Source organism: Clavibacter sp. B3I6 (assembly GCF_030816895.1).
Classification (GTDB): domain Bacteria; phylum Actinomycetota; class Actinomycetes; order Actinomycetales; family Microbacteriaceae; genus Clavibacter.
In genome coordinates, this window is record NZ_JAUSYL010000001.1 from 2,547,227 (window position 1) to 2,572,448 (window position 25,222).

At 68.6% G+C, this 25,222-nt stretch carries 24 protein-coding genes and 3 pseudogenes; all 27 read left to right on the forward strand.

Annotated elements, in window-relative coordinates:
• Positions 1 to 55: 55 nt before the first annotated feature.
• The 27 genes and pseudogenes from rpoB (at position 56) to rplE (ending at position 25,112) form a co-directional block, all read left to right on the forward strand.
• Entirely contained in the window at positions 56 to 3,544 is a 3,489-nt protein-coding gene (gene rpoB / locus QFZ62_RS12395) for a DNA-directed RNA polymerase subunit beta (RefSeq protein ID WP_191147471.1), read from the forward strand.
• A 48-nt stretch (positions 3,545 to 3,592) separates the two neighbouring features.
• Positions 3,593 to 7,493 (forward strand): annotated as a pseudogene (locus QFZ62_RS12400) (DNA-directed RNA polymerase subunit beta').
• 196 nt (positions 7,494 to 7,689) lie between these two features.
• On the forward strand, positions 7,690 to 8,169 hold the full coding sequence (locus tag QFZ62_RS12405) for a hypothetical protein (RefSeq protein ID WP_307507796.1): 480 nt from the start codon (positions 7,690 to 7,692) through the stop codon (positions 8,167 to 8,169).
• Between the two features lie 201 nt (positions 8,170 to 8,370).
• Complete coding sequence (locus QFZ62_RS12410) at positions 8,371 to 9,219, forward strand: amino acid ABC transporter substrate-binding protein (RefSeq protein WP_307506210.1); 849 nt, start codon at positions 8,371 to 8,373, stop codon at positions 9,217 to 9,219.
• A gap of 44 nt (positions 9,220 to 9,263) precedes the next feature.
• Positions 9,264 to 9,929 carry an amino acid ABC transporter permease gene (locus tag QFZ62_RS12415; RefSeq protein WP_307506213.1) on the forward strand — a complete coding sequence of 222 codons (666 nt, stop codon included), beginning with the start codon at positions 9,264 to 9,266 and terminating at the stop codon, positions 9,927 to 9,929.
• Positions 9,916 to 10,747 (forward strand): annotated as a pseudogene (locus tag QFZ62_RS12420) (amino acid ABC transporter ATP-binding protein). The gene QFZ62_RS12415 and the pseudogene QFZ62_RS12420 overlap by 14 nt, the downstream one beginning before the upstream one ends.
• Before the next feature lie 73 nt (positions 10,748 to 10,820).
• Positions 10,821 to 11,822, forward strand: coding sequence for a hypothetical protein (locus QFZ62_RS12425; protein WP_307506216.1), 1,002 nt, complete (start codon positions 10,821 to 10,823; stop codon positions 11,820 to 11,822).
• A 19-nt stretch (positions 11,823 to 11,841) separates the two neighbouring features.
• Entirely contained in the window at positions 11,842 to 12,267 is a 426-nt protein-coding gene (locus QFZ62_RS12430; RefSeq protein ID WP_307506219.1) for a DUF6121 family protein, read from the forward strand.
• 265 nt (positions 12,268 to 12,532) lie between these two features.
• Complete coding sequence (gene rpsL / locus QFZ62_RS12435) at positions 12,533 to 12,907, forward strand: 30S ribosomal protein S12 (RefSeq protein WP_012039312.1); 375 nt, start codon at positions 12,533 to 12,535, stop codon at positions 12,905 to 12,907.
• Positions 12,907 to 13,377 carry a 30S ribosomal protein S7 gene (gene rpsG, locus QFZ62_RS12440; protein ID WP_012297750.1) on the forward strand — a complete coding sequence of 157 codons (471 nt, stop codon included), beginning with the start codon at positions 12,907 to 12,909 and terminating at the stop codon, positions 13,375 to 13,377. The genes rpsL and rpsG overlap by 1 nt, the downstream gene beginning before the upstream one ends.
• A 47-nt stretch (positions 13,378 to 13,424) precedes the next feature.
• On the forward strand, positions 13,425 to 15,539 hold the full coding sequence (gene fusA, locus QFZ62_RS12445) for an elongation factor G (RefSeq protein WP_307506223.1): 2,115 nt from the start codon (positions 13,425 to 13,427) through the stop codon (positions 15,537 to 15,539).
• A gap of 113 nt (positions 15,540 to 15,652) precedes the next feature.
• Positions 15,653 to 16,847, forward strand: a pseudogene (gene tuf / locus QFZ62_RS12450) (elongation factor Tu).
• Between the two features lie 156 nt (positions 16,848 to 17,003).
• Positions 17,004 to 17,972 (forward strand): DNA topoisomerase IB, encoded by a 969-nt coding sequence (locus QFZ62_RS12455; RefSeq protein ID WP_307506225.1) that lies wholly within the window; start codon positions 17,004 to 17,006, stop codon positions 17,970 to 17,972.
• Positions 17,973 to 18,410: 438 nt separating this feature from the next.
• Positions 18,411 to 18,719, forward strand: coding sequence for a 30S ribosomal protein S10 (rpsJ, locus tag QFZ62_RS12460; RefSeq protein WP_012039307.1), 309 nt, complete (start codon positions 18,411 to 18,413; stop codon positions 18,717 to 18,719).
• 8 nt (positions 18,720 to 18,727) lie between these two features.
• On the forward strand, positions 18,728 to 19,381 hold the full coding sequence (gene rplC, locus QFZ62_RS12465) for a 50S ribosomal protein L3 (protein WP_012039306.1): 654 nt from the start codon (positions 18,728 to 18,730) through the stop codon (positions 19,379 to 19,381).
• A gap of 2 nt (positions 19,382 to 19,383) precedes the next feature.
• The gene (gene rplD, locus QFZ62_RS12470; RefSeq protein ID WP_307506227.1) at positions 19,384 to 20,040 is read left to right on the forward strand and encodes a 50S ribosomal protein L4; all 657 of its coding nucleotides are present in this window, start codon (positions 19,384 to 19,386) and stop codon (positions 20,038 to 20,040) included.
• Complete coding sequence (gene rplW, locus QFZ62_RS12475) at positions 20,037 to 20,336, forward strand: 50S ribosomal protein L23 (RefSeq protein WP_191147461.1); 300 nt, start codon at positions 20,037 to 20,039, stop codon at positions 20,334 to 20,336. The genes rplD and rplW overlap by 4 nt, the downstream gene beginning before the upstream one ends.
• Before the next feature lie 22 nt (positions 20,337 to 20,358).
• On the forward strand, positions 20,359 to 21,198 hold the full coding sequence (rplB, locus tag QFZ62_RS12480) for a 50S ribosomal protein L2 (protein ID WP_307506231.1): 840 nt from the start codon (positions 20,359 to 20,361) through the stop codon (positions 21,196 to 21,198).
• Between the two features lie 12 nt (positions 21,199 to 21,210).
• The gene (rpsS, locus tag QFZ62_RS12485) at positions 21,211 to 21,492 is read left to right on the forward strand and encodes a 30S ribosomal protein S19 (RefSeq protein ID WP_012039302.1); all 282 of its coding nucleotides are present in this window, start codon (positions 21,211 to 21,213) and stop codon (positions 21,490 to 21,492) included.
• 25 nt (positions 21,493 to 21,517) lie between these two features.
• Positions 21,518 to 21,910 carry a 50S ribosomal protein L22 gene (rplV, locus tag QFZ62_RS12490; RefSeq protein ID WP_116054425.1) on the forward strand — a complete coding sequence of 131 codons (393 nt, stop codon included), beginning with the start codon at positions 21,518 to 21,520 and terminating at the stop codon, positions 21,908 to 21,910.
• Positions 21,910 to 22,707, forward strand: a complete 798-nt coding sequence (rpsC, locus tag QFZ62_RS12495; protein ID WP_012039300.1) for a 30S ribosomal protein S3 — start codon at positions 21,910 to 21,912, stop codon at positions 22,705 to 22,707. The genes rplV and rpsC overlap by 1 nt, the downstream gene beginning before the upstream one ends.
• 2 nt (positions 22,708 to 22,709) lie before the next feature.
• The gene (gene rplP, locus QFZ62_RS12500) at positions 22,710 to 23,129 is read left to right on the forward strand and encodes a 50S ribosomal protein L16 (RefSeq protein ID WP_191147459.1); all 420 of its coding nucleotides are present in this window, start codon (positions 22,710 to 22,712) and stop codon (positions 23,127 to 23,129) included.
• Entirely contained in the window at positions 23,129 to 23,455 is a 327-nt protein-coding gene (gene rpmC, locus QFZ62_RS12505) for a 50S ribosomal protein L29 (protein WP_063070794.1), read from the forward strand. The genes rplP and rpmC overlap by 1 nt, the downstream gene beginning before the upstream one ends.
• A gap of 2 nt (positions 23,456 to 23,457) precedes the next feature.
• Positions 23,458 to 23,754, forward strand: a complete 297-nt coding sequence (rpsQ, locus tag QFZ62_RS12510; RefSeq protein ID WP_094116585.1) for a 30S ribosomal protein S17 — start codon at positions 23,458 to 23,460, stop codon at positions 23,752 to 23,754.
• Positions 23,755 to 23,782: 28 nt separating this feature from the next.
• Complete coding sequence (rplN, locus tag QFZ62_RS12515; protein ID WP_012039296.1) at positions 23,783 to 24,151, forward strand: 50S ribosomal protein L14; 369 nt, start codon at positions 23,783 to 23,785, stop codon at positions 24,149 to 24,151.
• A gap of 2 nt (positions 24,152 to 24,153) precedes the next feature.
• On the forward strand, positions 24,154 to 24,513 hold the full coding sequence (rplX, locus tag QFZ62_RS12520; protein WP_043668810.1) for a 50S ribosomal protein L24: 360 nt from the start codon (positions 24,154 to 24,156) through the stop codon (positions 24,511 to 24,513).
• 2 nt (positions 24,514 to 24,515) lie between these two features.
• A complete protein-coding gene (rplE, locus tag QFZ62_RS12525; RefSeq protein WP_043668813.1) occupies positions 24,516 to 25,112 on the forward strand; it encodes a 50S ribosomal protein L5 in 597 nt (198 codons plus the stop codon).
• Positions 25,113 to 25,222: the final 110 nt, after the last annotated feature.

Here is a 25,222-nt window from a genome sequence, read left to right on the forward strand (position 1 = left end):
GGTCTCGGCGTATCGACGACATCGGAGCCCGACGGGGCCCACGGAGGTAATTTCCTTGGCTGCTGCGCGCAACGCAACTCCCACTCCCCAGAACGGTCGCGACGCATCGCGGCTCTCGTTCGCGAAGATCACTGACACCCTCACCGTCCCCGACCTGCTCGCCCTGCAGACCGAGAGCTTCGACTGGCTCGTCGGCTCGGACGTGTGGAAGCGGCGCGTCGAGGAGGGCACCAAGCAGGGTCGCACCGACCTCGCCCTCAACTCCGGCCTCGAGGAGATCTTCGAGGAGATCTCCCCCATCGAGGACCTCGGCGAGACCATGCAGCTCGGGTTCACGAACCCGTACCTCGAGGAGCAGAAGTACTCCATCGACGAGTGCAAGGAGCGCGGCAAGACCTACTCCGCTCCCCTCTACGTCGAGGCCGAGTTCATGAACCACCTCACGGGTGAGATCAAGACCCAGACGGTCTTCATGGGCGACTTCCCCCTCATGACGGAGAAGGGCACGTTCATCATCAACGGCACCGAGCGTGTCGTCGTGTCCCAGCTCGTCCGCTCGCCCGGCGTGTACTTCGAGCGCCAGCAGGAGAAGACCTCCGACAAGGACATCTACTCCGCCCGCGTCATCCCGTCGCGCGGCGCCTGGCTCGAGTTCGAGATCGACAAGCGCGACCAGGTCGGCGTGCGCATCGACCGCAAGCGCAAGCAGTCGGTCACCGTGTTCCTGAAGGCCCTCGGCCTCACCAGCGAGCAGATCCTCGAGGAGTTCAAGGGCGTCGCGTCCATCGAGCTCACGCTCGAGAAGGACTCCATCCTCACCAAGGAGGAGGCCCTCAAGGACATCTACCGCAAGCTCCGTCCCGGCGAGCAGGTCGCCGCCGAGGCCGCCCGCGCGCTGCTCGACAACTTCTACTTCAACCCGAAGCGCTACGACCTGGCGAAGGTGGGTCGCTACAAGATCAACCGCAAGCTCGGCATCGACAAGCAGCTCACCGACTCGGTGCTGACGGTCGAGGACATCCTCGCGACCATCAAGTACCTCGTCTCGCTGCACGCCAACGAGACGAAGATGAACGGCACGCGCGACGGCAAGCCCGTCGAGCTGCGCCTCGACGTGGACGACATCGACCACTTCGGCAACCGCCGCATCCGCGCGGTCGGCGAGCTCATCCAGAACCAGGTGCGCACCGGCCTCTCCCGCATGGAGCGCGTCGTCCGCGAGCGCATGACCACGCAGGACATCGAGGCCATCACGCCCCAGACCCTGATCAACGTGCGCCCCGTCGTCGCCGCGATCAAGGAGTTCTTCGGCACGAGCCAGCTGTCGCAGTTCATGGACCAGAACAACCCGCTCGCGGGTCTCACCCACAAGCGCCGCCTCTCGGCGCTCGGCCCGGGTGGTCTGTCCCGTGAGCGCGCCGGCGTCGAGGTCCGCGACGTCCACCCGTCGCACTACGGCCGCATGTGCCCCATCGAGACCCCGGAGGGCCCGAACATCGGCCTGATCGGCTCGCTGGCGTCGTTCGCCCGCATCAACTCGTTCGGCTTCATCGAGACCCCGTACCGTCGCGTCGTCGACGGCGTGGTCACCGACACGATCGACTACCTCACGGCCAGCGAGGAGGACGAGTTCCTCGTCGCCCAGGCCAACGCGCCCCTCACGAAGGACTTCCGCTTCGCGGAGGACCGCGTCCTCGTCCGCCCCAAGGGCGGTGAGGTGGAGCTCGTCGCCAAGGAGAACGTCCACTACATGGACGTCTCCCCCCGCCAGATGGTGTCCGTCGCCACCTCGCTCATCCCCTTCCTCGAGCACGACGACGCGAACCGGGCCCTCATGGGCGCGAACATGCAGCGTCAGGCCGTCCCGCTGCTGCGCAGCGAGAGCCCGCTCGTCGGCACCGGCATGGAGGGCTACGCGGCGATCGACGCCGGCGACGTCCTCACGGCCGACGCCTCGGGCGTCGTGCAGGAGGTGTCGGCCGAGGTCGTCACCATCCAGCTCGACGAGGGCGGCACGCAGACCTACTACCTGCGCAAGTTCGACCGCTCCAACCAGGGCACGAGCTACAACCACCGCGTCCTGGTCTCGGCCGGCGACCGCATCGAGGCCGGCGAGGTCATCGCCGACGGCCCCGCCACGGAGAACGGCGAGCTCGCGCTCGGCAAGAACCTGCTCGTCGCGTTCATGCCGTGGGAGGGCCACAACTTCGAGGACGCGATCATCCTGAGCCAGAACCTGGTCAAGGACGACACCCTCTCCTCCATCCACATCGAGGAGTACGAGGTCGACGCGCGCGACACGAAGCTGGGCAAGGAGGAGATCACCCGTGACCTCCCCAACGTCAGCCCCGAGCTGCTCGCCGACCTCGACGAGCGCGGCATCATCCGCATCGGCGCCGAGGTCCGCCCCGGCGACATCCTCGTGGGCAAGGTCACGCCGAAGGGCGAGACCGAGCTCAGCGCCGAGGAGCGCCTGCTGCGCGCGATCTTCAACGAGAAGAGCCGCGAGGTCCGCGACACGTCCCTGAAGGTGCCCCACGGCGAGCAGGGCACGATCATCGGCGTCAAGGTCTTCGACTCGCAGGACGGCGACGACGAGCTCGGCTCGGGTGTCAACCAGCGCGTCGTGGTGTTCATCGCGCAGAAGCGCAAGATCACCGAGGGCGACAAGCTCGCCGGCCGCCACGGCAACAAGGGCGTCATCTCCAAGATCCTGCCGGTCGAGGACATGCCGTTCCTCGCCGACGGGACCCCGGTCGACGTCATCCTCAACCCGCTCGGCATCCCCGGCCGCATGAACTTCGGCCAGGTCCTGGAGACCCACCTCGGGTGGATCGCCAAGCAGGGCTGGGAGGTCGAGGGCAGCCCCAAGTGGGCCGAGCGCCTGCCCGACCACGCGCGCCAGGCCCCGGCCGGCACGAAGGTCGCCACACCGGTGTTCGACGGAGCGCTCGAGGAGGAGATCGCCGGCCTGCTCGACTCGACGACGGTCACCCGCGACGGCGACCGCCTCATCGGGTCCAGCGGCAAGACGCGCCTGTTCGACGGCCGCTCCGGCGAGCCGTTCCCCGAGCCCGTCTCGGTCGGCTACATGTACATCCTGAAGCTGCACCACCTGGTGGACGACAAGATCCACGCGCGCTCGACGGGTCCCTACTCGATGATCACGCAGCAGCCCCTGGGCGGTAAGGCCCAGTTCGGCGGCCAGCGCTTCGGCGAGATGGAGGTGTGGGCGCTCGAGGCGTACGGAGCGGCCTACGCGCTCCAGGAGCTCCTCACCATCAAGTCGGACGACATCCTCGGCCGCGTGAAGGTGTACGAGGCCATCGTCAAGGGCGAGAACATCCAGGAACCGGGTATCCCCGAGTCCTTCAAGGTCCTGATCAAGGAGATGCAGTCCCTCTGCCTGAACGTCGAGGTCCTCTCGGCGGACGGCCAGGCGGTCAGCCTGCGCGACACGGATGACGAGGTCTTCCGCGCGGCGGAGGAGCTCGGCATCAACATCTCCACCCGCTTCGAGTCGTCCAGCATCGACGACATCTAAGCCCGCTCAAGACTTTCGACTCGAAGCTTTCCAAGGAGAGAAGGAAAATTGCTCGACGTAACAACTTTCGATGAGCTGCGGATCGGCCTCGCGACGGCCGACGACATCCGCCGCTGGTCGCACGGTGAGGTCAAGAAGCCCGAGACCATCAACTACCGCACGCTGAAGCCCGAGAAGGACGGCCTCTTCGGAGAGCAGATCTTCGGACCCAGCCGCGACTGGGAGTGCTCCTGCGGCAAGTACAAGCGGGTGCGCTTCAAGGGCATCGTCTGCGAGCGCTGCGGCGTGGAGGTCACCAAGTCCGCGGTCCGCCGCGAGCGCATGGGCCACATCGAGCTCGCCGCGCCCGTCACGCACATCTGGTACTTCAAGGGCGTGCCCTCGCGCCTCGGCTACCTGCTCGACATGGCGCCGAAGGACCTCGAGAAGGTCATCTACTTCGCCGCCTACATGGTGATCAGCGTGGACGAGGACGCTCGCCACGAGGACATGCCGGGCCTCGAGAACGAGCTCCGGCTCGAGATCAAGACCCTGCAGGACCAGCGCGACTCCCAGATCGCCGAGCGCCTCGGGCGTCTCGAGACCGATCTGGCCGCGCTGGAGGCCGAGGGCGCCAAGAGCGACCAGAAGCGCCGCGCGAAGGACGGCGCCGAGAAGGAGATGGGTCAGACGCGCAAGGCGTTCGACGAGGACATCTCCCGCCTCGAGCGCGTCTGGGAGGAGTTCCGCAGCCTCAAGGTCGGCGAGCTCAAGCCCGAGGACGCCGTCTTCCACGAGCTGCAGGACCGCTTCGGCATCTACTTCGAGGCCCACATGGGCGCCGAGGCGATCCAGAAGCGCCTGGAGGCCTTCGACCTCGAGGCCGAGGGGGAGCTGCTCCGCGAGCAGATCGCCACCGGCAAGGGCCAGAAGAAGATCCGCGCCATCAAGCGCCTGCGCGTCGTCAGCTCCTTCCTCGCGACCGGCAACTCGCCGGCCGCGATGGTGCTGCAGGTCGTCCCGGTCATCCCGCCGGAGCTGCGCCCCATGGTGCAGCTCGACGGCGGCCGCTTCGCGACCAGCGACCTGAACGACCTGTACCGCCGCGTGATCAACCGCAACAACCGCCTCCGTCGTCTGCTCGACCTCGGCGCCCCCGAGATCATCGTGAACAACGAGAAGCGCATGCTGCAGGAGGCCGTCGACGCGCTGTTCGACAACGGCCGCCGCGGTCGTCCCGTCACGGGCACCGGCAACCGCGCGCTCAAGTCCCTCAGCGACATGCTGAAGGGCAAGCAGGGCCGGTTCCGCCAGAACCTGCTCGGCAAGCGCGTGGACTACTCGGGCCGCTCGGTCATCATCGTCGGCCCGCAGCTCAAGCTGCACCAGTGCGGTCTGCCCAAGCAGATGGCGCTCGAGCTGTTCAAGCCGTTCGTCATCAAGCGCCTGATCGACCTGAGCCACGCCCAGAACATCAAGGCCGCCAAGCGCATGGTCGAGCGCAGCCGCGGACAGGTCTGGGACGTGCTCGAGGAGATCATCCGCGAGCGCCCCGTGCTGCTCAACCGCGCGCCCACGCTCCACCGCCTGGGCATCCAGGCGTTCGAGCCCCAGCTCGTGGAGGGCAAGGCGATCCAGCTGCACCCGCTCGTCTGCGCCGCGTTCAACGCGGACTTCGACGGCGACCAGATGGCCGTCCACCTGCCCCTGTCGGTCGAGGCCCAGGCCGAGGCGCGCATCCTGATGCTCGCCTCGAACAACATCCTCAAGCCGTCGGACGGACGCCCGGTCACCCTGCCCACGCAGGACATGATCATCGGCCTGCACCACCTGACCACCCTCAAGGAGGGCGTCGCCGGTGAGGGTCGCGCGTTCAGCTCGGTGGCCGAGGCCATCCTGGCGAAGGACCAGCTCTCGCTGGACCTCAACGCCAAGGTGCGCATCCGCCTGCACGACCTCTACTTCGCCGAGGGCGAGACGCCCGAGGGCGTCGAGCTCGACGAGAAGGGCAAGACCGTCGGCCCCGTGCTGCTCGAGACCACCCTCGGTCGCGCGCTGTTCAACGAGACCCTGCCGGTCGACTACCCCTACATCGAGGCCGTCGCCGACAAGGGCAAGCTTTCCGAGATCGTCAACGACCTCGCCGAGCGCTACCCCAAGGTGGAGGTCGCGGCAGCGCTCGACCGGATCAAGGACGCGGGCTTCTACTGGGCCACGCGCTCCGGCGTCACGGTCGCCCTCTCCGACGTGCTGACCCCGCCCACCAAGGCGGCCATCCTGTCGGGCTACGAGAAGCAGGCCGCCAAGGTCCAGGGCCAGTTCGAGAAGGGCCTCACGACGAACGCCGAGCGTCGTCAGGAGCTCATCGAGATCTGGAACAAGGCCACCGCCGAGGTCGCGAAGGCGATGGAGGACAACCTCCCCGCCGACAACAACATCAACCGCATGGTGTCCTCCGGGGCACGAGGCAACTGGATGCAGGTCCGCCAGATCGCCGGCATGCGCGGCCTCGTGTCGAACCCGAAGGGCGAGATCATCCCCCGCCCGATCGTCCACTCGTACCGCGAGGGCCTGACGGTGGCGGAGTACTTCATCTCCACCCACGGCGCCCGCAAGGGACTGGCCGACACCGCGCTGCGCACCGCCGACTCCGGGTACCTCACCCGTCGTCTAGTGGACGTGTCGCAGGACGTCATCATCCGCGAGGACGACTGCGGCACCAGCCGCGGGCTCGACCTGCCGATCGCCGCGTACGCGGCGGACGGCACGGCCGTGCGCGACTCCAACGTGGAGAACTCCGTGTACGCCCGCTCGCTGGCCGCGGACGCGGTCAACGAGTCCGGCGAGGTCGTGGCCCCCGCGGGCAGCGACGTCGGCGACGTCCTGATCGACCACCTCATCTCGGCCGGCGTGCACGAGATCAAGGTGCGCTCGGTCCTGACCTGCGAGTCCGCCGTCGGCGTGTGCGCGGCCTGCTACGGCCGCTCGCTCGCCACCGGCAAGCTCGTCGACATCGGCGAGGCCGTCGGCATCATCGCGGCCCAGTCCATCGGCGAGCCCGGCACGCAGCTCACGATGCGCACCTTCCACACCGGTGGTGTGGCATCGGCGGACGACATCACGCAGGGTCTGCCCCGCGTGCAGGAGCTCTTCGAGGCCCGCACCCCCAAGGGCGCGTCGCCGATCGCGGAGGCCGCCGGTCGCATCACGATCGAGGACACGGATCGCAGCCGCAAGGTGATCCTGACCCCGGACAAACGGCGACGAGCCGCACATCTACCCGGTGCTCAAGCGCGCGACCCTCCTCGTCGAGGACGGCCAGCACGTCGAGCTCGGGCAGCAGCTGCACGTCGGCGCCATCGACCCGAAGGAGGTCCTCCGGGTCAAGGGCGTGCGCGAGGTGCAGAAGCACCTCGTGGGCGGTGTCCAGGGCGTCTACCGCTCGCAGGGCGTCCCGATCCACGACAAGCACATCGAGGTCATCGTGCGGCAGATGCTGCGCAAGGTCACGGTCGTCGAGCACGGCGACACGGACCTCCTCCCCGGTGAGCTGGTCGACCGGGCTCGCTACAACGAGGTCAACCGCGCCACGCTGACGGAGGGCAAGAAGACCGCCTCCGCCCGCCAGGAGGTCATGGGCATCACCAAGGCCTCGCTCGCGACCGAGTCGTGGCTGTCGGCCGCGTCCTTCCAGGAGACGACCCGCGTGCTCACGCAGGCCGCCATGGAGGGCAAGTCCGACCCGCTGATGGGCCTCAAGGAGAACGTCATCATCGGCAAGCTGATCCCGGCCGGGACGGGGCTCGCGAAGTACCGCGACGTCACCGTCACCGCGACGGAGGAGGCCAAGGCCGAGCGCTACCCGAACCGCATCTTCACGGATGAGTCGGTGTTCAACGAGTCCGACCTGAGCTTCGTCGACTTCGACAGCTTCAGCTCGGACGACTACACGCCCGGCACCTACAACTAGGAACGCCGGCGCGTGAGCGCACGATGAGAAGGGCCCCGCTCCGGCGGGGCCCTTCCTCGTCCCCGGGACGTCCGCGGACATCTCCGGGCGGCGGCCGCGGCCGCGGACGCGTCCCGGCCCGGTGGCGCCCGGCGATACAGTGGGCGGGACCCGGCGGCCGCCTCGCCGGGGACCCGAGGAGGCGTCGGACGTGCGGATGCTGGAGGACGTGGTCCTGGCGTGGCGCGCGCACGCGCTCCGCTACGCGACCGAGTCGTCGACGACCGCGGGCGGCGGGTCCGGGTCCTGTCCGGCCTGCGACGCCTCGTTCTTCACGGACCAGGAGGCGATCCCGCGCGACGCGCCCCACACGGCGATCCACCCCCTCATCGCCGCGCTCGAGGCAGCGCGCGCCGAGGCCGCGCTCGATGCCCGGGAGCGCCTGTACCGGGAGACCCGCGGCCCCGTCTACCGCGACCACCCCTTCGGGATGCCGGCGTTCGTGGACTACGGGGAGCGGAGCGCCGAGATCCAGGACGTGGTCGACCAGGCGCTCGCGCGCGAGCTGGCGCCGCTCGCGCCCGTGATCCGCCAGGCCCTCGACCGCTTCGTCAACCTGCGGCTGCTGGAGCTCGAGGGCGAGATCGGGCCCGTGCCCGACGGCCGCGACGGCTCGGATCCCGAACCGCTCTTCTAGCCGGCGCGCGACGCCCCGGGAACGCGCGCGCCGTCATGCGGCGACATGGGAATACCGACACGACGTCGGCGTTGAGACCATGGCGACCGGCGCTCCCGGGATGCCGGGCGACCCGCGCGGCATCACCGCACCCACCGCACCGCACAGCACCCGCACGAGGCGATCCCGCACCGAGGATCCGCCCAGACCGCAAGGACCCCCATGACGCTCCTGTCCCGCATCCGCCCGTCCCTCGCCCTCACCGGCCTCGTCGCCGCGGCCGCCCTCGGCCTCGCCGGCTGCGCGTCGGGCGACGCGGGCACCGGATCCGCGCCGGACGCCTCGGGCACCCCCGCCGCCGCGTCGAGCCTCGCCGACGTGCAGGCCGCGGGCGAGCTCGTCATCGGCACCGAGGGCACCTACTCGCCCTTCTCCTTCCACGAGGGCTCCGGCTCCGGCGCGCTCACCGGCTACGACGTCGAGATCGCCACGGCCGTCGCGGAGAAGCTCGGCGTGAAGCCGGTCTTCGAGGAGACCCAGTTCGACGGCATCTTCGCGGGCCTCGAGGCCGGCCGCTGGGACGTCATCGCCAACCAGATCTCCATCACGGACGAGCGCCAGGAGGTCTACGCGTTCTCCGAGCCGTACACCGTCTCGCCCGGCGTGATCATCGTCAAGGGCGCGGACTCGGGCATCTCCTCCTTCGACGACCTCGCCGGCAAGACCACGGCGCAGTCGCTCACGAGCAACTGGAACGAGCTGGCGACCGAGAGCGGCGCCAAGGTCGAGGCCGTCGAGGGCTTCGCCCAGGCCGTGACGCTGCTGCAGCAGGGCCGCGTCGACGCGACCATCAACGACCGCCTCACCCTCCTCGACTACCAGAAGCAGCAGGGCGACTCCGACCTGCAGGTGGCCGCCGAGACCGAGGACCCGTCGCTCAGCGCGCTCGTCTTCCGCAAGGGCAGCGACGACCTCGTGGCCGCGGTCGACGAGGCCCTCGCCGACCTCCGCGCCGACGGCACGCTGGCCGCGATCTCCGACGAGTACTTCGGCGCGGACGTCACGCAGTAGCTCCCCGCGTACGCTGACGGACGAGGACGAGACGAAGGGGACGCATGTCGAGGGAGTGGGACCTGTTCTGGTCGTCCTTCGGGCCGCTCGCGCTCGAGACGGTCCGCGGCACCATCCCCCTGGCCCTCGTCACGTTCGCCCTCGGGCTCGCGATCGCGCTGGGCCTCGCGCTCATGCGCCTCTACGGCAACCGGCTCGTCTCCGGCATCGCGCGCTCCTACATCTCGGTCGTGCGGGGCACGCCGCTCCTGGTGCAGCTGTTCGTGATCTTCTACGGGCTGCCGTCCATCGGCGTCGTGCTCCCGCCGTGGCCGAGCGCGGTCATCGCCCTGTCGGTCAACGTCGGCGGCTACGCGGCGGAGATCATCCGGGCGTCGATCCTCTCCGTCCCGCGCGGGCAGTGGGAGGCCGGACACACCATCGGCATGTCCCGCGCGATGACGCTCCGGCGGATCATCGTGCCGCAGGCCGCCCGGGTGTCCGTCCCGCCGCTGTCGAACACGTTCATCAGCCTGGTGAAGGACACGTCCCTCGCCTCGGTGATCCTCGTGACCGAGCTCTTCAAGCAGGCGCAGCTCATCGCGTCCTCCACGTTCGAGTACATGCTGCTGTACCTGGAGGCGGCGCTGATCTACTGGCTCGTCTGCCTCGTGCTCTCGTTCGCGCAGACCCGCCTCGAGAGGAGGCTCGACCGGTATGTCGCCCACTGATCCCGCACCCGCCGCGCACCGCGCCCCGGGCGAGCCCGTGCTCACCGTCCGCGGCCTCCGCAAGTCCTTCGGCGACAACGAGGTGCTCCGCTCCATCGACCTCGAGGTCCGACGCGGCGGCGTGACCGCGCTCATCGGGCCGAGCGGATCCGGCAAGACCACGGTCCTCCGCTCGCTGAACGGGCTCGAGGTGCCCGAGGCGGGCGTCGTCGAGGTCGCGGCCGCGGACGCCGACTCGCGGGCGGGCACCACGGGCCCCCTCACGGTGGACTTCGGGCGGAAGCCGAAGGCGCGGGAGCTGCTAGCGCTCCGCGACCGCTCGGCGATGGTCTTCCAGCAGTACAACCTGTTCCCCGCACCGCACGGTGCTCGAGAACGTCATCGAGGGGCCCGTGCAGGTCCAGCGCCGGCCGGTCGCCGAGGCGACCCGCGAGGCCGAGGAGCTGCTCGCCAGGGTGGGCCTCGCCGACAAGCGCGACCAGCACCCCTTCCAGCTGTCCGGCGGGCAGCAGCAGCGCGTGGGCATCGTGCGCGCGCTGGCGCTGCGTCCGCAGATCCTCCTGTTCGACGAGCCGACCTCGGCCCTCGACCCCGAGCTCGTGGGGGAGGTGCTCAGCGTCATCAAGGAGCTGGCCGACGAGGCCTGGACCATGGTGATCGTCACGCACGAGCTGGCGTTCGCCCGCCAGGTGGCCGACGAGGTCGTGTTCATGGACGGCGGCGTGGTCGTCGAGCGCGGGCACCCGTCGCAGGTCCTGCAGCATCCCGCGGAGGAGCGCACGCGCCGCTTCCTGCAGCGTCTCCTCGAGCCCTTCTAGCCGCTCGCGGCCATCTGGCCGCTCCCCGGCACGCCGCCCGGGCGGCGGACGCCCCCCGTTGTAGGTTCGAGCCATGACCGACGACAGGCCCGCCCCGCACCGACAGCCCGACGAGGCCGACCAGCCGCAGGACCCCCGCCCCGCCGACGAGGGCCACGTCGCCGCCGTCGCCGCGTTCGATGACGGTCCCGCCGACCGCACCGACGACGCCGGCCGCTCCGACACCTCCAGCTTCGACCAGACGGCGTTCGCCGCGCCCGTCGACGAGGACCGCGAGGCGCGCGAGCGCGAGGCCCGTGAGCGCGACGCCCAGGAGGCCGAGGCCCGCGAGCGCGATGCCCGTGAGGCGGAAGCCCGCGAGCACGAGGCCCGCGAGGCGGAGGCTCGCGAGGCCGAGGCGCGCCAGCGCGACGTCGAGGACCGGGAGCGCCGCGAGCGCGAGGCCCGCGATGCCGACGCCCGCGAGCGCGAGGAGCGCGACCGCCGCGCCCGCGACGAGGAGGCCACGCGCCAGAGCGCGTCGCAGCCCATCTACGTCCAGGCCCCCGTCCCGCCCCAGAAGCGCGGCAACCGGGGCTTCGGCGTGCTCGTCGCCGTCGTCGCCGCCATCCTGTTCGCCCTGCTGTACTCGCTCGGCACGGCCCTGCTCGCGTCGGTCCGCAACCCGGACGCGTTCGGCGACGTGTTCGGCCGGTACCTCACGTCGCCCGTGTTCTACGTCCCGACGATCGCCTTCCTCATCCTCTTCGTCCTGCTCGCGCTCCTCGTGAACCGCGGCAGGTGGTGGACGTTCGTCCTCGGCGGCCTGCCCGTCGCGATCCTCGTCTACGCCGCGTACGTCGGCACCCGCCTCCTGCAGGGCGGCGTCATGGACCTGGCCCCCGCGGAGCAGGCCCTCCTCCTCCAGCGCACGGTGACCTTCCCCGACGGGATCCTCGCCGGCTTCCTCGCCCGCGAGCTCGTCACCTGGCTGGGCGCCGGCATCAGCGCGCGCGGCCGCCGGGTCAAGGCGAAGAACGTCGAGGCCCGCGCCGAGTACGACCGCAAGCTGGCAGAGCAGCCGGACCACCGCTGACGCGTGTCAGGGTGGGGGAGTGATCCCCCTCCTGGCCGCCGTCCTGCACGTCGCGCTCGTCGTGTGCGTCTTCGGCTTCGTCGCGCTGCTCGGCGGCGACGACGTGATCCCGGAGCGCGACGCGGGCGTCCTGCTCGGCCCGTCGATGGTGCTGAGCGCGACGCTGGTCTTCGCCGGCGGGCTCCTCCGCACCACGCGCGAGGCGGACCGCGAGCGCCGGATCCCCGTGGTCCCCGTGCTCGGCTGGGGTGCCGCCGCCTGGCTCGCCTACGGGATCGTGGGCGCCGTCGCCTACCTCGTCGGCGGCGCGGACGTGTTCGCGAGCGTCGCGTTCGCCGGCCGCCACCTCGTGGATCCGTTCGGGATCGCGGTGCTCGGGATCTCCGCCCTGCTGGGCCTCGGCGCGGTCGCCCTGGCCGCCCGGGGGCCCGCGTCCACCGTTTGACCGGCGAGTCGCGGAACTGTATCGTGGTGGGGGTGTGCGCTCAGGCGTGCGCTCGTGTCGTGCCGTGAAGACGGAGCGCATGAGCGGGCCGGGAGCGCACCGATCAGGGTTCGTCCGTTCGGGCGGCCCCCACGGCATACCCGCCGGCGCCTCCCACTCCCGTGGACGGCGGACGCGCGGGTCCAGTTGAACTCGATCCCGTCCTGCGGGCGTCGAATGCTGACCATCAACCCGCTGTCACCGTGCAGCATCGAGGAGTCCCGTAGTGCCAACCATCCAGCAGCTGGTCCGCAAGGGCCGCACGCCCAAGGTCGTCAAGACCAAGGCGCCCGCCCTGAAGGCCAACCCCCAGCAGCGGGGCGTCTGCACCCGCGTGTACACGACCACCCCGAAGAAGCCGAACTCGGCTCTCCGCAAGGTCGCCCGCGTCAAGCTCAGCAACGGCCAGGAGGTCACGGCCTACATCCCCGGTGAGGGCCACAACCTCCAGGAGCACTCCATGGTGCTCGTCCGCGGCGGTCGCGTGAAGGACCTCCCCGGCGTGCGCTACAAGATCGTCCGCGGCGCGCTCGACACCCAGGCCGTGAAGAACCGCAAGCAGGCTCGCAGCCGGTACGGCGCGAAGATGGAGAAGAAGTAATGCCTCGCAAGGGTCCCGCCCCCAAGCGCCCTGTCGTCGCAGATCCCGTCTACGGTGCGCCGATCGTCAGCCAGCTCGTCAACAAGATCCTGCTCGACGGCAAGAAGGGCCTCGCCGAGAGGATCGTCTACGACGCCCTCGCCGGCGTCGCCGCGAAGAACGGCCAGGACGCCGTCGTCACGCTGAAGAAGGCGCTCGACAACGTCCGCCCGGCCCTCGAGGTCCGCTCGCGCCGCGTGGGTGGCTCCACCTACCAGGTGCCGATCGAGGTCAAGCCGCACCGCGCGAACACCCTCGCGCTCCGCTGGCTCACGACGTACGCCAAGTCGCGTCGCGAGAAGACCATGACCGAGCGTCTCACCAACGAGATCCTCGACGCATCCAACGGCCTCGGTGCCGCGGTCAAGCGCCGCGAGGACACCCACAAGATGGCCGAGTCGAACAAGGCCTTCGCGCACTACCGCTGGTAGTCGTCCCCCTCGTTTGACAGCACCACCAACCCCTTTCGGAGGAACCTGTGGCACAGGACGTGCTCACCGACCTGAACAAGGTCCGCAACATCGGCATCATGGCTCACATCGATGCCGGCAAGACCACCACCACCGAGCGCATCCTGTACTACACGGGCATCACTCACAAGATCGGCGAGGTCCACGACGGCGCCGCCACGATGGACTGGATGGCCCAGGAGCAGGAGCGCGGCATCACGATCACGTCCGCCGCGACGACGTGCTTCTGGAACAAGAACCAGATCAACATCATCGACACCCCCGGGCACGTCGACTTCACCGTCGAGGTGGAGCGCTCGCTCCGCGTCCTCGACGGCGCGGTCGCCGTGTTCGACGGCAAGGAGGGCGTCGAGCCCCAGTCCGAGACGGTGTGGCGCCAGGCCGACAAGTACGACGTCCCGCGCATCTGCTTCGTCAACAAGATGGACAAGCTCGGTGCCGACTTCTACTTCACGGTCGACACGATCATCAACCGCCTCGGCGCGAAGCCGCTGGTCATCCAGCTGCCCATCGGCGCCGAGAGCAGCTTCGAGGGCGTCATCGACCTCGTCGAGATGCGCGCGCTGACCTGGCGCGGCGACTCCAAGGGAGACGTCGAGCTCGGTGCGAAGTACGACATCGAGGAGATCCCCGCGGACCTCCAGGACAAGGCGGACGAGTACCGGGCCAAGCTGCTCGAGACCGTCGCCGAGACCGACGACGCGCTGCTCGAGAAGTACTTCGGCGGCGAGGAGCTGACGGTGGCGGAGATCAAGGCCGCCATCCGCAAGCTCACCGTCAACAGCGAGATCTACCCCGTGCTGTGCGGCTCCGCGTTCAAGAACCGCGGCGTCCAGCCGATGCTCGACGCGGTGATCGACTACCTCCCCAGCCCGCTCGACGTGCCCCCCATGGAGGGCCACGACGTGCGCGACGAGGAGAAGATCATCATCCGCAAGCCCGACTCGACGGAGCCGTTCTCGGCCCTCGCGTTCAAGGTCGCGGTGCACCCGTTCTTCGGTCGCCTCACGTACGTCCGGGTCTACTCGGGCCACATCGCGAGCGGCGCCCAGGTCATCAACTCGACCAAGGGCAAGAAGGAGCGCATTGGGAAGATCTTCCAGATGCACTCCAACAAGGAGAACCCGGTCGACTCGGTGACCGCCGGTCACATCTACGCGGTCATCGGCCTCAAGGACACGACCACGGGCGACACGCTCTGCGACCCGACGGACCAGATCGTCCTCGAGTCCATGACGTTCCCCGAGCCCGTCATCGAGGTCGCGATCGAGCCGAAGACGAAGGCCGACCAGGAGAAGCTGGGTCTCGCGATCCAGAAGCTCGCTGAGGAGGACCCGACCTTCCGCACGGAGCACAACCAGGAGACCGGCCAGACGGTCATCAAGGGCATGGGCGAGCTCCACCTCGACATCCTGGTCGACCGCATGAAGCGCGAGTTCAACGTCGAGGCGAACGTCGGCAAGCCGCAGGTCGCGTACCGCGAGACCATCCGCGGCACCGTCGACAAGCACGACTTCACCCACAAGAAGCAGACGGGTGGATCGGGCCAGTTCGCGAAGATCCAGATCAAGATCGAGCCCATGGAGGTGACCGCGGAGAAGACCTACGAGTTCGACAACAAGGTCACCGGCGGTCGCGTCCCGCGGGAGTACATCCCCTCGGTCGACGCGGGCATCCAGGACGCGCTCCAGGTCGGCGTCCTCGCGGGCTACCCCATGGTCGGCGTCAAGGCGACCCTGCTCGACGGCGCGGCGCACGACGTCGACTCCTCGGAGATGGCGTTCAAGATCGCCGGCTCCATGGCGTTCAAGGAGGCGGCCCGCAAGGCGAAGCCCGTCCTCCTCGAGCCGCTCATGGCCGTCGAGGTGCGCACGCCCGAGGAGTACATGGGCGACGTCATCGGCGACCTCAACTCCCGCCGCGGCCAGATCCAGGCCATGGAGGACGCGAGCGGCGTCAAGGTCATCACGGCGAACGTCCCCCTGTCGGAGATGTTCGGCTACGTCGGCGACCTGAGGAGCAAGACCTCCGGCCGCGCGGTGTACTCGATGAGCTTCGGCAGCTACGCCGAGGTCCCGAAGGCCGTGGCCGACGAGATCGTCCAGAAGAACAAGGGCGAGTAGCCCTCGATTCGAGCGGCATCCGCCGTTTCAGTAACATAAGCACCATCTCCAATCCGCAGGGCGTCCGAGAGACAACCGGACGCCCTGCCACCGAGTCCTGAGGAGGACCCACAGTGGGTAAGGCCAAGTTCGTCCGCGACAAGCCGCACGTCAACATCGGAACCATCGGTCACGTCGACCACGGCAAGACGACGCTGACGGCGGCGATCTCGAAGGTCCTGGCGGACAAGTTCCCGTCCTCGACCAACGTGCAGCGCGACTTCGCATCGATCGACTCCGCTCCCGAGGAGCGCCAGCGCGGCATCACGATCAACATCTCGCACGTCGAGTACGAGACGCCCAAGCGTCACTACGCTCACGTCGACGCCCCCGGTCACGCTGACTACATCAAGAACATGATCACCGGCGCGGCCCAGATGGACGGCGCGATCCTCGTGGTCGCCGCCACCGACGGCCCGATGGCCCAGACGCGCGAGCACGTGCTGCTCGCGAAGCAGGTCGGCGTGCCGTACCTGCTCGTCGCGCTCAACAAGTCCGACATGGTCGACGACGAGGAGATCCTCGAGCTCGTCGAGCTCGAGGTCCGCGAGCTGCTCTCCAGCCAGGACTTCGACGGCGACAACGCCCCCGTCGTCCAGGTCTCCGGCCTCAAGGCGCTCGAGGGCGACGAGAAGTGGGTCGACCAGATCCTCAAGCTCATGGAGGCGGTCGACGAGTCGATCCCCGAGCCCGTCCGCGACAATGGACAAGCCGTTCCTCATGCCCGTCGAGGACGTCTTCACGATCACCGGTCGTGGCACCGTCGTCACGGGTCGCGCCGAGCGCGGCACGCTCGCCATCAACTCGGACGTCGAGATCGTGGGCATCCGTCCCACCGTCAAGACCACCGTCACGGGCATCGAGATGTTCCACAAGCAGCTCGACGAGGCCTGGGCCGGCGAGAACTGCGGTCTCCTGCTCCGCGGCACCAAGCGCGAGGACGTCGAGCGCGGCCAGGTCATCGTCAAGCCGGGTTCGGTCACGCCGCACACGGACTTCGAGGGCACCGCGTACATCCTCTCCAAGGAGGAGGGCGGGCGTCACAACCCGTTCTACGCGAACTACCGTCCGCAGTTCTACTTCCGCACCACCGACGTCACCGGCGTCATCACGCTGCCCGAGGGCACCGAGATGGTCATGCCCGGCGACACCACCGACATGAACGTCGCGCTGATCCAGCCGATCGCCATGGAGGAGGGCCTCGGCTTCGCCATCCGCGAGGGTGGCCGCACCGTCGGCGCCGGCACGGTCACGAAGATCGTCAAGTAGCACCCAGCTCCACCAGCACCACCTCCGACAGGGTCGGGCCGTCATGGCCCGGCCCTGTCGGCCGTTAATGGGCGGAGTCCTCACGGCCTCCTGCGGATGCCGTCTCCCGATCTGTTGTGCGCAAACGATCCGCGGGTCTGCGCGTAGGTTCGAGGGATGGTCAGACTCCGTCGCAGCGACGCCAACGGCAAGGGCTATACGCGGAAGCGGTCCGGCAAGGGCTGGACCTACCTCGACTCCGACGGGAACCGGATGACCGACCGCGAGCTCCGTGCGCGCATGGAGGGCCTCGGCATCCCGCCCGCCTGGACCGACGTGTGGATCGCCCCGTACGAGAACGGCCACGTGCAGGCCACCGGCGTCGACAGCGCCGGGCGCCGGCAGTACATCTACCACCCGACCTGGCGCGAGCAGAAGGACCGGATCAAGTTCGACCGGGCGCTCCAGCTGGCCGAGTCGCTCCCGTCCGCGCGTCGGCAGGTGACCATGCACCTCCGCCAGGACGGGTTCACGCGCGAGCGCGCCCTCGCCGCCGGCTTCCGCATGCTCGACACCGGCAGCCTCCGGGTGGGCAGCGAGCGCTACACGGAGTCGAACGGCAGCCACGGGCTCACGACGCTGCTGTGCTCGCACGTCACCGTGCACGGCGACGCCGTGCACCTCGAGTTCCCCGCGAAGAGCGGTCAGGAGTGGTCGAGCGACATCCGCGACCCGGATCTCGTCAAGGTCGTGCGGGGGCTCAAGCGCCGCGGTCCGAACGCCCGCCTCCTGGCCTACAAGGAGGGGACGACCTGGCACCCGCTCGGCGCCGCCGACATCAACGACTACGTGCGGGAGCGCACCGGCGGGGAGTTCACCGCCAAGGACTTCCGCACACTGCACGGCACGGTCGCCGCGGCGATCAGCCTCGCGAAGCACGGGCCCGAGGAGACGAAGGGCAAGCGGCAGAGGGCGCTCGCGCAGGCGTACCGGGATGCGGCCGAGGTCCTGAGCAACACCCCCACGATCGCGAAGAACAGCTACGTGGATCCGCGGCTCGTCGACGAGTACGCGCACGGCCGGACGATCGACCCGCAGCGCCTCGGGTCGGGGGAGACGGAGCTCCGGAACCTGCTGTTCCGCTGATCGAGATGGGGCCGTCGAGCCCTCCTCCGAGCCGGTCCGGAGGCCCGGAATCACGGGGGAGTGGGCGCGACACGCCCGGGTTGCACGGAGGGCCCGACTATGACAAACTCGTCTAGTTCAACATTCCGGTGCACGCCGCCCTGCGCGCGAGACACCGGATCACTGCCAGGCAGTGCATAGCCGCCCGGAGCGCACGTCGCTCCAGGAGCAGGTTAGGCCGCGGGCAGCAGAGCACAGGCACCGACACCCACCGGATGAGCATCGCTCGTCCGCGCCCGCATGCGGGCGGGTGCACGAGCTGCCCGAGGCCGCGTCCCACGATGCGAGCCCGGGTGCACGACGGACGGGGACGCCACGAGGCGCACCGGTCCGAGCGAGGGACACACGCGTCCAATACGGTCCGAGGCCGCATGACGCACGAAAGAGAGAGAGTCACACATGGCGGGACAGAAGATCCGCATCCGACTTAAGTCGTACGACCACTCGGTCATCGACTCCTCGGCCCGGAAGATCGTCGACACGGTGACCCGCGCGGGCGCCACGGTCGTCGGCCCGGTGCCGCTGCCCACGGAGAAGAACGTGATCTGCGTGATCCGTTCCCCCCACAAGTACAAGGACAGCCGCGAGCACTTCGAGATGCGCACGCACAAGCGTCTGATCGACATCGTCGACCCGACGCCGAAGGCGGTCGACTCGCTCATGCGACTCGACCTCCCGGCCGACGTCAACATCGAGATCAAGCTCTAAGGGAACCCATGTCTACCGCTAACAGGACTTTCACCGGTCTGCTCGGCACGAAGCTGGGCATGACGCAGGTGTGGGACGAGAACAACAAGCTCATCCCCGTGACCGTCGTGCAGATCACCCCGAACGTCGTCACCCAGGTGCGCACGCCCGAGGTCGACGGCTACGGCGCGATCCAGATCGCCTACGGCCAGATCGACCCCCGCAAGGCCGACAAGCCGAGCACCGGCCACTTCGACAAGGCCGGCGTCACGCCGCGCCGCCACCTCACCGAGGTGCGCACGGCCGACTTCGCCGAGTACGCGCTCGGCCAGGAGATCACGGTCGGCGCCTTCGAGCCCGGCACCAAGGTCGACGTCGTCGGCACCAGCAAGGGCAAGGGCTTCGCCGGCGTCATGAAGCGCCACAACTTCAAGGGCGTCTCCGCGTCGCACGGTTCGCACCGCAACCACCGCAAGCCCGGTTCCATCGGCGCCTCCTCGACCCCCAGCCGTGTCTTCAAGGGCATGCGCATGGCCGGTCGCATGGGTGGCGAGCGCGTCACCGTGCTGAACCTCGTCGTCCACAGCGTGGACGCCGAGAAGGGCCTCCTGCTCGTCAAGGGCGCAGTGCCCGGCGCGCGTGGCCGCATCGTCTTCGTCCGCAACGCAGTGAAGGGGAAGTAGTCATGGCTACCGACACCCAGCTCGACGTCCTCGACGCGACCGGTGCAGTCACCGGCTCCGTCGACCTGCCCACGTCGATCTTCGACGTGCAGACCAACGTCCCGCTCATCCACCAGGTCGTCGTCGCCCAGCTCGCCGCGGCGCGCCAGGGAACGCACAAGACCAAGGGCCGCGGCGAGGTCTCCGGCGCCGGCCGCAAGCCGTTCAAGCAGAAGGGCACCGGCCGCGCCCGTCAGGGTTCCATCCGCGCGCCCCAGATGACCGGCGGTGGCATCGTCCACGGACCGACGCCCCGCAACTACTCGCAGCGCACCCCCAAGAAGATGATCGCCGCGGCTCTGCTCGGCGCGCTCTCCGACCGCGCGCGCGGCGCCCGCCTCCACGTCATCGAGAGCCTCTCCGCCGGAGACGTCCCCTCGACGAAGACCGTGGTCGCGCTGCTCGACGGCATCGCCACGAGCAAGCACGTCCTCATCGTCCTGGAGCGCACCGACGAGGTCAGCCTCCGCAGCGTGCGCAACATCCCGACGGTCCACGTGCTGTCCTACGACCAGCTCAACGCGTACGACGTGCTCGTGAGCGACGACATCGTCTTCACGAAGGGCGCGTTCGACGCGTTCGTCGAGTCGAAGACGGCCAAGGAAGAGGTTGCCGCATGAGCGCCACCCAGAAGGACCCCCGCGACATCATCATCGCGCCGGTCGTCTCCGAGAAGAGCTACGGCCTGATCGACCAGGGCAAGTACACGTTCATCGTGGACCCCCGCTCGAACAAGACCGAGATCAAGCTCGCGATCGAGAAGATCTTCGGCGTGCAGGTCGCGTCGGTCAACACGCTCAACAAGCAGGGCAAGACGCGCCGCACGAAGTTCGGCCTGGGCAAGCGCAAGGACACCAAGCGCGCCATCGTCTCCCTCAAGTCGGGCTCCATCGACATCTTCACGACTGTCGGCTGAGACCGGGACTAGGAAAACACCAATGGCTATTCGCAAGTACAAGCCCACGACCCCGGGTCGTCGCGGTTCGTCCGTCGCCGACTTCGTGGAGATCACGCGCTCGACGCCCGAGAAGTCGCTGCTCCGCCCGCTCTCCAAGACCGGTGGCCGCAACAACCAGGGTCGGATCACGACCCGTCACATCGGTGGTGGCCACAAGCGCCAGTACCGCGTGATCGACTTCAAGCGCAACGACAAGGACGGCGTCATCGCGACCGTCGCCCACATCGAGTACGACCCCAACCGCACGGCGCGCATCGCGCTCCTGCACTTCATCGACGGCACGAAGCGCTACATCCTCGCGCCGAACAAGCTGAAGCAGGGCGACAAGATCGAGTCGGGCGCCACGGCCGACATCAAGCCCGGCAACAACCTGCCGCTGCGCAACATCCCGACGGGTACCGTCATCCACGCCATCGAGCTCCGCCCCGGCGGCGGCGCGAAGATGGCCCGCTCCGCCGGCGCCTCCGTGCGCCTCGTGGCGAAGGACGGCCCCTACGCCCAGCTGCGTCTCCCCTCGGGCGAGATCCGCAACGTCGATGCGCGCTGCCGCGCCACCATCGGCGAGGTCGGCAACGGCGAGCAGTCCAACATCAACTGGGGCAAGGCCGGCCGCATGCGCTGGAAGGGCGTCCGCCCGACCGTCCGCGGTGTCGCCATGAACCCGGTCGACCACCCGCACGGTGGTGGTGAGGGCAAGACCTCCGGTGGTCGCCACCCGGTCAGCCCGTGGGGCCAGAAGGAAGGCCGCACGCGCCACATCAACAAGCCCAGCGACAAGCTCATCGTTCGCCGCCGCAACGCCGGCAAGAAGCGCAAGTAGGAGTTGTAGAAGATGCCACGCAGTCTGAAGAAGGGCCCCTTCGTCGACGACCACCTGCTCCGCAAGGTGATCTCGGCGAACGAGGCCAGCAGCAAGAACGTGATCAAGACCTGGTCGCGCCGCTCGATGATCATCCCGGCGATGCTGGGTCACACCATCGCGGTGCACGACGGTCGCAAGCACGTCCCGGTGTTCGTCACCGAGTCGATGGTGGGCCACAAGCTCGGCGAGTTCGCTCTCACGCGCACCTTCCGCGGCCACGTGAAGGACGACAAGAAGGGTCGTCGTCGCTAACGCGGCGACGAGAAGGAGGAGAGAAATGGTGGAGTCGATCGCACGCGTGCGTCACATCCGCGTCACCCCCCAGAAGGCCCGTCGCGTCGTGGACATGATCCGCGGGAAGCAGGCCGAGGAGGCCCTGGCCATCCTGAAGTTCGCGCCGCAGGGCGCGAGCGAGCCGATCTACAAGCTGGTGGCCTCGGCCATGGCGAACGCGCGGGTCAAGGCCGACGCGTCGAACAGCTTCCTCGCGGAGCAGGACCTCTACATCGCCAAGGCGTTCGTGGACGAGGGCACCACCCTCAAGCGGTTCCAGCCGCGCGCACAGGGTCGCGCATTCCGTATCAACAAGCGCACCAGCCACATCACGGTCGTCCTCGCGACGCCGGATGAGGCGGACGTGGCGTCGACCACGAAGAAGGCGAGCAAGTAATGGGACAGAAGGTCAACCCGTACGGGTTCCGTCTCGGGATCACCACCGACCACGTGTCGCGTTGGTTCTCGGACAGCACGAAGAAGGGGCAGCGTTACAGCGACTACGTCGCCGAGGACGTGCGCATCCGCACCATGCTCAAGACGAGCCTCGACCGCGCCGGAGTGGCGCGCATCGAGATCGAGCGCACCCGTGACCGTGTCCGCGTGGACATCTACACGGCCCGCCCGGGCATCGTCATCGGCCGCCGCGGCGTCGAGGCCGAGCGCATCCGCGCCGACCTCGAGAAGCTCACGGGCAAGCAGATCCAGCTGAACATCCTCGAGGTGAAGAACCCCGAGGCCGAGGCGCAGCTGGTCGCCCAGGGCATCGCCGAGCAGCTCGCGGGTCGCGTGGCGTTCCGCCGCGCGATGCGCAAGGGCCTGCAGGGCGCCCAGCGCGCCGGCGCCAAGGGCGTCCGCATCCAGGTGTCGGGCCGCCTCGGCGGCGCCGAGATGAGCCGGTCGGAGTTCTACCGGGAGGGCCGCGTGCCGCTGCACACCCTCCGCGCGAACATCGACTACGGCTTCTACGAGGCCCGCACCTCCTTCGGCCGCATCGGCGTGAAGGTCTGGGTCTACAAGGGCGACATCACCAACAAGGATCTCGCTCGCGAGCAGGCGAACCAGAAGTCGTCGCGCCCCGAGCGCCGTAACGACCGTTCCGACGGTCGAACCGGGGATCGCCGCACCAACGCGCCGCGCACCGCGCCGGCCGCCGAGGCAGCGCCGGTCGCCGCAGCAGGAGTTGAGGCGTAACCATGCTTATCCCCCGTCGAGTCAAGCACCGCAAGCAGCACCACCCCGGTCGTACCGGCCACGCGACCGGTGGCACCACCGTGTCGTTCGGTGAGTACGGCATCCAGGCCCTCACGCCCGCCTACGTCACGAACCGGCAGATCGAGTCCGCTCGAATCGCCATGACGCGTCACGTCAAGCGCGGCGGCAAGGTGTACATCAACATCTTCCCCGACCGTCCGCTCACCAAGAAGCCCGCCGAGACCCGCATGGGTTCCGGCAAGGGCTCGGTCGAGTGGTGGGTCGCGAACGTCAAGCCGGGCCGCGTGCTCTTCGAGCTCTCCGGAGTCGACGAGGTCACGGCGCGCGAGGCGCTCACCCGGGCCATCCACAAGCTGCCCCTCAAGGCACGCATCATCAAGCGCGAGGAAGGCGACGCATAATGGCGATCGGTTCCAAGGAGCTCGCCCCCGTCGAGCTGGACACTTTCGAGGACGAGCGACTCGTCGAAGAGCTGAAGAAGGCCAAGGAGGAGCTGTTCAACCTGCGCTTCCAGTCGGCCACCGGTCAGCTCGACAGCCACGGCCGCCTCCGCGCGGTCAAGCGCGACATCGCTCGGATCTACACGGTCATCCGCGAGCGCGAGCTGGGCATCCGTCCCACGCCCGCCCCCGTCGAGGTCCCCGAGAAGCCCGAGAAGAAGAAGGCGACGAAGAAGGCCGCGAAGGCCGACGACGCCGCCGTCACCGAGAAGGCTGAGGAGGCTTGATCATGGCGAACGCCGAAGAGAAGAACACGGCGGACACCGCGACGGTCGACCGCGGCTACCGCAAGTCCCGTCGTGGCTACGTCACGAGCGACAAGATGGACAAGACCATCGTCGTCGAGGTCGAGGACCGCGTGAAGCACCCGCTGTACGGCAAGGTCATCCGCCGCACCTCCAAGGTCAAGGCGCACGACGAGGCGAACTCCGCCGGCATCGGCGACCTGGTCCTCATCAACGAGACCCGTCCCCTCAGCGCCTCCAAGCGCTGGCGCCTGGTCGAGATCCTCGAGAAGGCCAAGTAGCCCCGGCTGCTTGGATGAAGGAGCAACAGTGATTCAGCAGGAATCCCGACTCAAGATCGCGGACAACACGGGCGCCAAGGAGATCTTGACCATCCGCGTCCTCGGTGGCTCGGGTCGTCGCTACGCCGGCCTCGGTGACGTCATCGTCGCGACCGTCAAGGACGCGATCCCCGGCGGCAACGTCAAGAAGGGCGAGGTCGTCAAGGCCGTCATCGTCCGCACCAAGAAGGAGACGCGCCGTCCCGACGGCTCGTACATCAAGTTCGACGAGAACGCCGCCGTCATCCTGAACAGCAACGGGGAGCCCCGCGGCACCCGCATCTTCGGACCGGTGGGCCGCGAGCTCCGGGACAAGAAGTTCATGAAGATCATCTCGCTGGCACCGGAGGTCATTTAGTCATGGCGAACATCAAGAAGGGTGACCTCGTGCAGGTCATCACGGGTCGCACGCAGGCCAAGGGCGGCGACCGGGGCAAGCAGGGCAAGGTCCTGTCCGTCCTGGTCGAGCGCAACCGCGTCGTCGTCGAGGGCGTGAACTTCATCACGAAGCACGTCCGCGTCGGCCAGACGCAGCGCGGCTCCAAGACCGGCGGCATCGAGACCGTCGAGGCGCCCATCCACATCTCCAACGTCGCGCTCGTCGACCCCGAGTCCAAGAAGCCCACGCGCGTCGGCTTCCGGACCGAGACGGTCGAGAAGGACGGGGTCTCCAAGACCGTCCGCGTCCGCTACGCCAAGAAGTCAGGTAAGGACCTCTAGCAATGACCGACACCGCAACCGCTGGCACGGCCGAGGGCAAGCAGCTCCCGCGCCTGAAGCAGAAGTACCGCTCCGAGATCGTCAGCCAGCTGACCGCTGATCTCGGCTTCACGAACGTGCACCAGGTGCCCGGGCTCACGAAGATCGTCGTGAACATGGGCGTCGGCGACGCGGCTCGCGACGGCAAGATCATCGACGGCGCGGTCGCCGACCTCACCAAGATCACCGGCCAGAAGCCGCAGGTCACGAAGGCCCGCAAGTCGATCGCCCAGTTCAAGCTGCGTGAGGGCCAGGCCATCGGCACCCACGTCACGCTCCGCGGCGACCGCATGTGGGAGTTCCTCGACCGCCTGCTGTCCCTCGCCCTGCCCCGCATCCGCGACTTCCGGGGGCTCAGCCCCAAGCAGTTCGACGGGAACGGCAACTACACGTTCGGTCTCAACGAGCAGTCCATGTTCCACGAGATCGACCAGGACCGCATCGACCGGGTCCGCGGCATGGACATCACGGTCGTCACGACCGCTCGGACGGACGACGAGGGACGCGCGCTGCTCAAGGCGCTCGGCTTCCCGTTCCAGACGCCCGAGAACACGCCGTAGCACGTTCCACCCGCACGACCAGCACCACCGCACGATCGGCGCCGGGCACCTCCGCCCGGCGCCGCCACCACCACAGGTCGTCATCCGTGTCCGGATGAACGAAACCAGGC